4 protein-coding genes are annotated in these 6,265 nt (G+C 31.7%); all 4 read right to left on the bottom strand.

Annotation, left to right across the window (positions count from 1 at the left end; genetic code table 11):
• The coding region (locus GOQ24_RS12915; protein ID WP_160339879.1) for a hypothetical protein at positions 1 to 730 on the bottom strand (730 nt) is incomplete at its 3' end.
• A 2-nt stretch (positions 731 to 732) separates the two neighbouring features.
• Positions 733 to 1,449, bottom strand: coding sequence for a hypothetical protein (locus GOQ24_RS12910; RefSeq protein WP_160339878.1), 717 nt, complete (start codon positions 1,447 to 1,449; stop codon positions 733 to 735).
• A 12-nt stretch (positions 1,450 to 1,461) separates the two neighbouring features.
• Positions 1,462 to 2,841, bottom strand: a complete 1,380-nt coding sequence (locus GOQ24_RS12905; protein WP_160339877.1) for a RagB/SusD family nutrient uptake outer membrane protein — start codon at positions 2,839 to 2,841, stop codon at positions 1,462 to 1,464.
• Between the two features lie 11 nt (positions 2,842 to 2,852).
• A complete protein-coding gene (locus GOQ24_RS12900) occupies positions 2,853 to 6,179 on the bottom strand; it encodes a SusC/RagA family TonB-linked outer membrane protein (protein ID WP_243731277.1) in 3,327 nt (1,108 codons plus the stop codon).
• Positions 6,180 to 6,265: the final 86 nt, after the last annotated feature.

Genomic DNA, 6,265 nt, shown 5'->3' with positions numbered 1-6,265 from the left:
GTTGTAGGATGTTTGTTTTTCCCGTATTAAGATCTAATATATAGAGTTTGTTTTCATTATTTACAAAAGCAATTTTATCCTGATTATTATTCCAATTTATTGATTTTAAATTATCTATTTGATCTTTAAATTCTACGGTTTTAAATGATTCTAAATCTATAACATAGGTTAAACGATCGGCATCTTGTTTTTGATAGATAAGTTTGGTTTTATCTTTATTGATTAGATATTTACCAACATTTTGCTTACTTACCAAGATTTTATTCAGATTCCCTTGTTTGTCTAATTTGATAATTTGTAGCGTATTTTCATTAGAGAGAGTAATTAAAAGATTATTATCTCTAATGGCTTTAGAGGAAAACTGTTTTATATTAGGAAGTGCAAAAGTTTTCTGATCTTTTTTTAAGTTCAGTACAACTAGTTTGTTATCCTTGTTCTGAAGTATTAGATCATTGTAGAGAAGATTTTCATTTAAAGTTGCGTAATCATCAATTTCTATTTTCTGTTTTGTCTTGGTGTTAATATAGAAAATAGATTCTGGTTGATTGTTGTAGGCAAAAGTTTTACTAACAATAACCCAATTACCGTCAGGACTTAAAAGTGAAGGGTCAAGATAATATCCCAAAGAATCAATTGCGGTTCTCCCTTTGTACTCATTAGCGAATAGGGAGTTAAAGCATAAGAAAGTTGAGAGTATTAGGATAAAATGATTGATCAAATATTTTTGCATGATTATAAATCTAAATTGATAATAGTGTCATTTTGGGCAATAAATCTAATTGCATTTGGCGATAGAGCTTGAATGCTGCAAAGATTGCCTTTGGGTATTCTTAAATTAAAATTCCCTTTGTTATCTGTAAGATGGTAGGTTCCTAAACCTAGAACATTATTGTTAAATCCTGAACCAACATCAACATTTTTTAGAGGTTGATTTGTTTTCTTGCTTTTAATGGTTCCACTAATTGATACGAGTTGTTCTGGATTTACATTTTTTATGTGATTTGTTATATTCGCTGCTAAAACGGGGTTATTTTCAATTCGTTTTTGGTAGCCAATTTGATCCTCGGTTATTTCAACATTGATGGTTTGGCTTTTGTCTAGGTTAACAAAAGTGTATTTACTAATATCTCTACCATAGATAACATGATTGGGAATAATAACAAGTGTATCTCCTTTTTCAATATTGATTTTGTAGTATCCTTGTCGGTTTACAAAAACTCTTTTGTTTTCACCATATACAGGTAAAGACTCGTCTTTCCAGCTCCACTTGTTTTTAATATTTACTGTTGTCAGCCCCAAAGGAGCAGAGTCAGTTCCTAGAACTGTTACTCTGCCTTGGATTGTAATATCCGTAGTGTTTAGTTTGGTTGATTTACAAGCAACTTGTGTTAAACACAGAAGTATGAACGCAAAAAGTGTTATACTGATTTTAATATAAAGTGATTTCATAATGCAAAGCTTTTAGTATCCGCTATTTTGTGGATTTAGGTTTTTGTTTAATAGTAATTGACTCTCAGGAATAGGCAATAGTTTATGGTAATCTTGCCAATTGGGTTTTGTGGAATTTAGTTCATCTAGTCTATCAAACCTTTTAAGGGTAAAGAATCGTTGATTTGATTCAGTAAAAAACTCTTTGAAGGATTCATTGAGTAAGGCTTCTTCAAGCTTGTTTTTACTGAGATTTGGTTCAAGAGGAGTTAGTCCACGCTTGTTTCTTATTTTATTTAAAACTTCAATTGCTTGAATATTTCTTTCTTGTTTGAATAAACTTTCTGCTAAGAAGAAATACGCGTGTTCAATTCTATAGAAAATAGAGTTTTCATCTGTATTGTTAGCCTTGTTTTTATACTTAAATACTCCATAGTAAAGATCATTCTCTATTGAGATTTCATTAATCCAGTTCGCACGTCTTAGGTCTCCTGGCTCAAATAAGTCAATTAGTTTACCACTTAGAGTCGTTGTAGCTGTTGATAAAGCAGTGAAAATATAAAGACTGGCCTCTGGAGTAATTGTTGTGTTTTGTTCTAAACTAAATTGCCAAATTGTACTTTTTGCTGTTTTTTTGAATGTTTGAGACAAATCATCTTCTATTTGATATTGACTATTGTCAATAACGTTTTGACTGTAAATCTGTGCCTGATCATTTCTTTGTTGAAGTAAATAATTTTCAGCTAGCAGTAATTCAGCAACAGATTTATTTACATAGAATCGGTTTGCATCTCTATAGGTATCTGAAAGTAAATCTATAGCCAATAAGAGGTCTTTTTCTATTAATAGTAAAACTTCATTAATAGGAATTTTATACAGTGATGTATTATAGCTATAATCGATGGAAGTTGTGTAAGGAAGATCTCCAAAGAGTTGAATTAGATTTTGGTAATGTAATGCTCTTAAGGTATATACTTCTCCTAGAAACTGATTTTTGATTGATGCATCAATGTAAGTTGATTCACTTAATTTATTTATAAAAAGGTTAATACCATAAATGTTTTTATAAGCAGTATTCCACCAATTAGTGATTATATTATCATTAGGAAGGATGTTATTTTGATGAAAATACTCTGCTGAACTGCCAAGATAATTTAATTCATCGGTGTAAAGGCTCATTCTATAGTTTATACCAGAGGAGTGCTTTGAAAAGAAAGGATTATTGCGAGTATTAATGTAAATAGCGTTTAAAGCAGATTTTGTGGTATTTACATCTTTGTAAACATCTTCTTGATTCATCCTATCATTAGGAAGATCAACTTGAATTAAACTCTCACAGGAGTAAAGAAGGATTCCAATAAAAAATAAAACAATCGATTTTATTGGCGTTTTTATGTTATTTGATATTTTCATAATTGTAAGAATTAGAATATTAGTTGCATACCGAATGAATACGTACGAAGAGGAGGTAGGTATCCATAAATTGTAAATTCAGGGTCCATTCCTTTAAAGGAAGTAATTGTCCACAAGTTTTGCCCTTGTACATAAAGTCTTAAAGATTCAATTTTGGATTTAGGTATTTTTAGACTATAAGCAATTGATAAGTTTTTCAAACGGATATAAGAGGCATCACTGATCGTTGCATCACTCTCTGTGTATGGGTATTCATTACTAGCTGCAACTGCATCATTGAAAGAAGCACCTATATAGGTTGCATTTGGATTATCAGGCCTCCATCTATTTATAAAGTCAACAGGAAGATTGATAATTGCAGCTCCCGGTATTATATGTCTTTTGTTAAAGTTGTAGTTTTCTTGTTTTTTGAAGTAAAACAAAAAGTCTAAGGTAAAATTCTTGTAAGAGATTGTATTTTGCAATCCTCCATAGAATTGTGGATTTAAACTTTTAACTAGCATTTTATCGTTGATGTCTATTTTTCCATCGTTGTTATAATCTGTAAATTCATATAATCCCGTCTCTGGATTTAACCCATTGTATTGGTAGAGCTTGATAATATTTAAAGGCTCTCCAACCACATAAAAACTACTTTGTGTTCCCTCTTCTAATCCAGGATATGAAACGAGTTTGTTTTTGGGAAATGACAAATTAAAATTGGTCGTCCAGCTCCATGTATTATTTTGTATATTAGTGGTGTTTAGAGTAAATTCCCATCCTTTATTATCCACAACCGCAGGAGAGTTAGTCACAATTGAATTAAACCCTGTTGTACTTGGGAGAGTAAGACCAATTAACTGATCCGTTGAACGATTATTGTAAAAGGCTACAGAGGTATTGACTCTGCTGTTTAAAAAACTCAGTTCTAATGCGACTTCAAATTTGGTTGTTTTTTCCCATTTGTAATTCGGATTATAAAGCGCAGTAGGGTTTAGTCCCGTTTCATTATTATATTGATTAGAAATGATTGAATAGGTATCTAAATAAGCATAATCACCAATATTATCACTACCAGTTACTCCGTAACTTGTGCGAAGTTTTCCAAAAGACAACCATGGGAGATTTTCCATAAAAGATTCTTGAGAAAACAACCAAGCTGCACCAATTGCCCCAAAGTTTCCAAACTTATTTTCTTTGGCAAATCTACTTGAACCATCGCGCCTTGCGGTAAGGTTTAAAATATATTTACTATCATACATATAGTTTAACCTTGTGAATAAGGCGACATATTTATACTGGGTATTGGTAGTACTTCCTATTACTTTTTGCTGAGCTGCACCAATATTTTTAATCAAGGCATCTGATGAAAAACCTACACCTCTAATAAAGGTTCCAGATGTTGTAGTTGTTTGGTAAGTAGTACCTATTAGTAAATCAAAAGAATGTTTATCTATTTCTTTGATAAACTGTAATTGAGGTTCTACGATATAGGACTTATAATTATTGTTGGCTCTACTGGTATTTGACTTCTCACTAGTATAATTTAGGGCAGGATTGAAAAAAGTATGAGGTACTATTTTCCATTCTTCAAAATCTGTTTTAGTCATTCCTGCGTTTGTTTTAAAAAACAAATTGGGCAAAATGCTATACGATAGATTTGTACTTAAAGTAAGGGATTGGGTATTATTCTCATAAGTCTGTTTAAATTGAGCTAACGGATTTATAAAACTACCATTTTCCCAATTGAGATTTCCATGCGCATCATAAAGGGCAGGAGCATTAGGAGCTAGATTTATTGCTTGTTGTGTTATATCTACTATTGGTAAATTATTGCTTTGTTCCGAATAGGTTGTTGAGGTATTAATCTGTAATTTATTGTCTTTACTCTTGTGATTGAAGTTAATTAATGCAGAACTTCTTTTATAGCCTTTATCTGTTGGAAACACAGTAGTGTTTTCATTTCTAGCGAGATTTATATTGTAATTTGTGTATTGATTTCCTCCTTGAATTCCAAAAGCAATGTTTTGATCAACGGCTGTATCTCCGATAAGTTCTTTTTGCCAATTGGTGTATCGATTTCTATCCCATGTTCCATTTACATCATGTGCATTTACAGGATAGGAGGTAATACCGCTATTTGCAAAGGCCTCTTCACGCATTTGAATGTATTGCTGGGTGTTCATCATATCCATAAATTTGGCTACTTTACTAAAGCCAATAGATGATGAAAACGTAAATCTTGTTTTATCTGACTTTCCCGTTTTGGTTGTGATTAAAACAACACCATTCGCTCCACGCGAACCATAGATTGCGGTTGCATCTGCATCTTTTAAGATTTCAATACTCTCTATATCAGAAGGATTAATTGCGTTTAAAGGAGAGATACCATTTTCAAACATTTGAACTCCTAGACTCCCATTAGTTCTTCCCATAGCATTAGATAAGAAGGGAACTCCATCGATGATATACATAGGATTATTTCTTCCACTATTAGAACTGTCTAAGAAGTTTCTTCCTCGTATTTCAACGCTCATTCCTCCACCAGCAACTCCTGTATTTTGTGTGATATCCACACCAGCCACCCTTCCTTGAATAGCTTGCAGAGGATTCACCACTGGCTGAAACTCGATATCTTTAGCCGTTACTCGTGCTATACTTCCTGTTCGCTCTCTATCTTTTACAGAGTAGTACCCAGCATTAACAATAACTTCGTCTAAAAGTTGATCATTAACCTCTAATGTTACATTAAAAAAGTTCTGATTTGTTATTTTTATTAATTGCGTCTTGTAACCAATTAGTGAGATTTCTAAGAAAAGCTCTTTGTCAGTGTTTGATTGTTTTGGAATATCAATTGTAAAACTACCATCAAGACTAGTTGTTACAGCTTTATTTGTTGATTTTATCTTTACTATCACTCCTGCTAATGGACCTAAATCATCATTAACAACGCCTTTAATCTGACGAAAATAATCTTGATTAATTTTATTGGAATTAGAATTAGGTTTGTTAGTTAAGATAACTTGATTGTCCATTATAGTGTAGTTAATCGTAGAGTTTTTAAAGAGTTTTTTTAGTACTTCTTCTACATTTAGATTATCTACTTGAAGAACTTTTTTCTCATTTACGTTGACTTCATTTGTATTATAAATAAAACGATATTCAGACGACTCTTCAATAATCTCAAGTATTTCATGTAGAGGTATGTTGATAACATCTACTGAAATTTTTGATTGAGAATAGGTGTTTGTTGCAAATAAATTAAGTGCAAAAACAAAGGAAAAAATAAAGGATAGTTTCATTTTTAACTCGAGTTTTAACAGAGGAATTCCTCTACTTCTTAATAAAGAATTTTTCATATATTTGAAATAGTTAAAGGTTGTTACTTAGGTAATAATCACATTGTAAACACTGGTTATTTTGCCGAATAGCCAGTGTTTTTATT

Source organism: Myroides sp. LoEW2-1 (genome assembly GCF_009767705.1).
GTDB classification, from domain to species: Bacteria; Bacteroidota; Bacteroidia; order Flavobacteriales; family Flavobacteriaceae; genus Flavobacterium; species Flavobacterium album_A.
This window is presented reverse-complemented; position numbering and strand designations above follow the sequence as displayed.

Bases quoted from the DNA above. Each gene is read 5' to 3' on its own strand.
- GOQ24_RS12900 (WP_243731277.1), bottom strand. From the start codon at position 6,179: ATGAAAAATTCTTTATTAAGAAGTAGAGGAATTCCTCTGTTAAAACTC.
- GOQ24_RS12905 (WP_160339877.1), bottom strand. From the start codon at position 2,841: ATGAAAATATCAAATAACATAAAAACGCCAATAAAATCGATTGTTTTA.
- GOQ24_RS12910 (WP_160339878.1), bottom strand. From the start codon at position 1,449: ATGAAATCACTTTATATTAAAATCAGTATAACACTTTTTGCGTTCATA.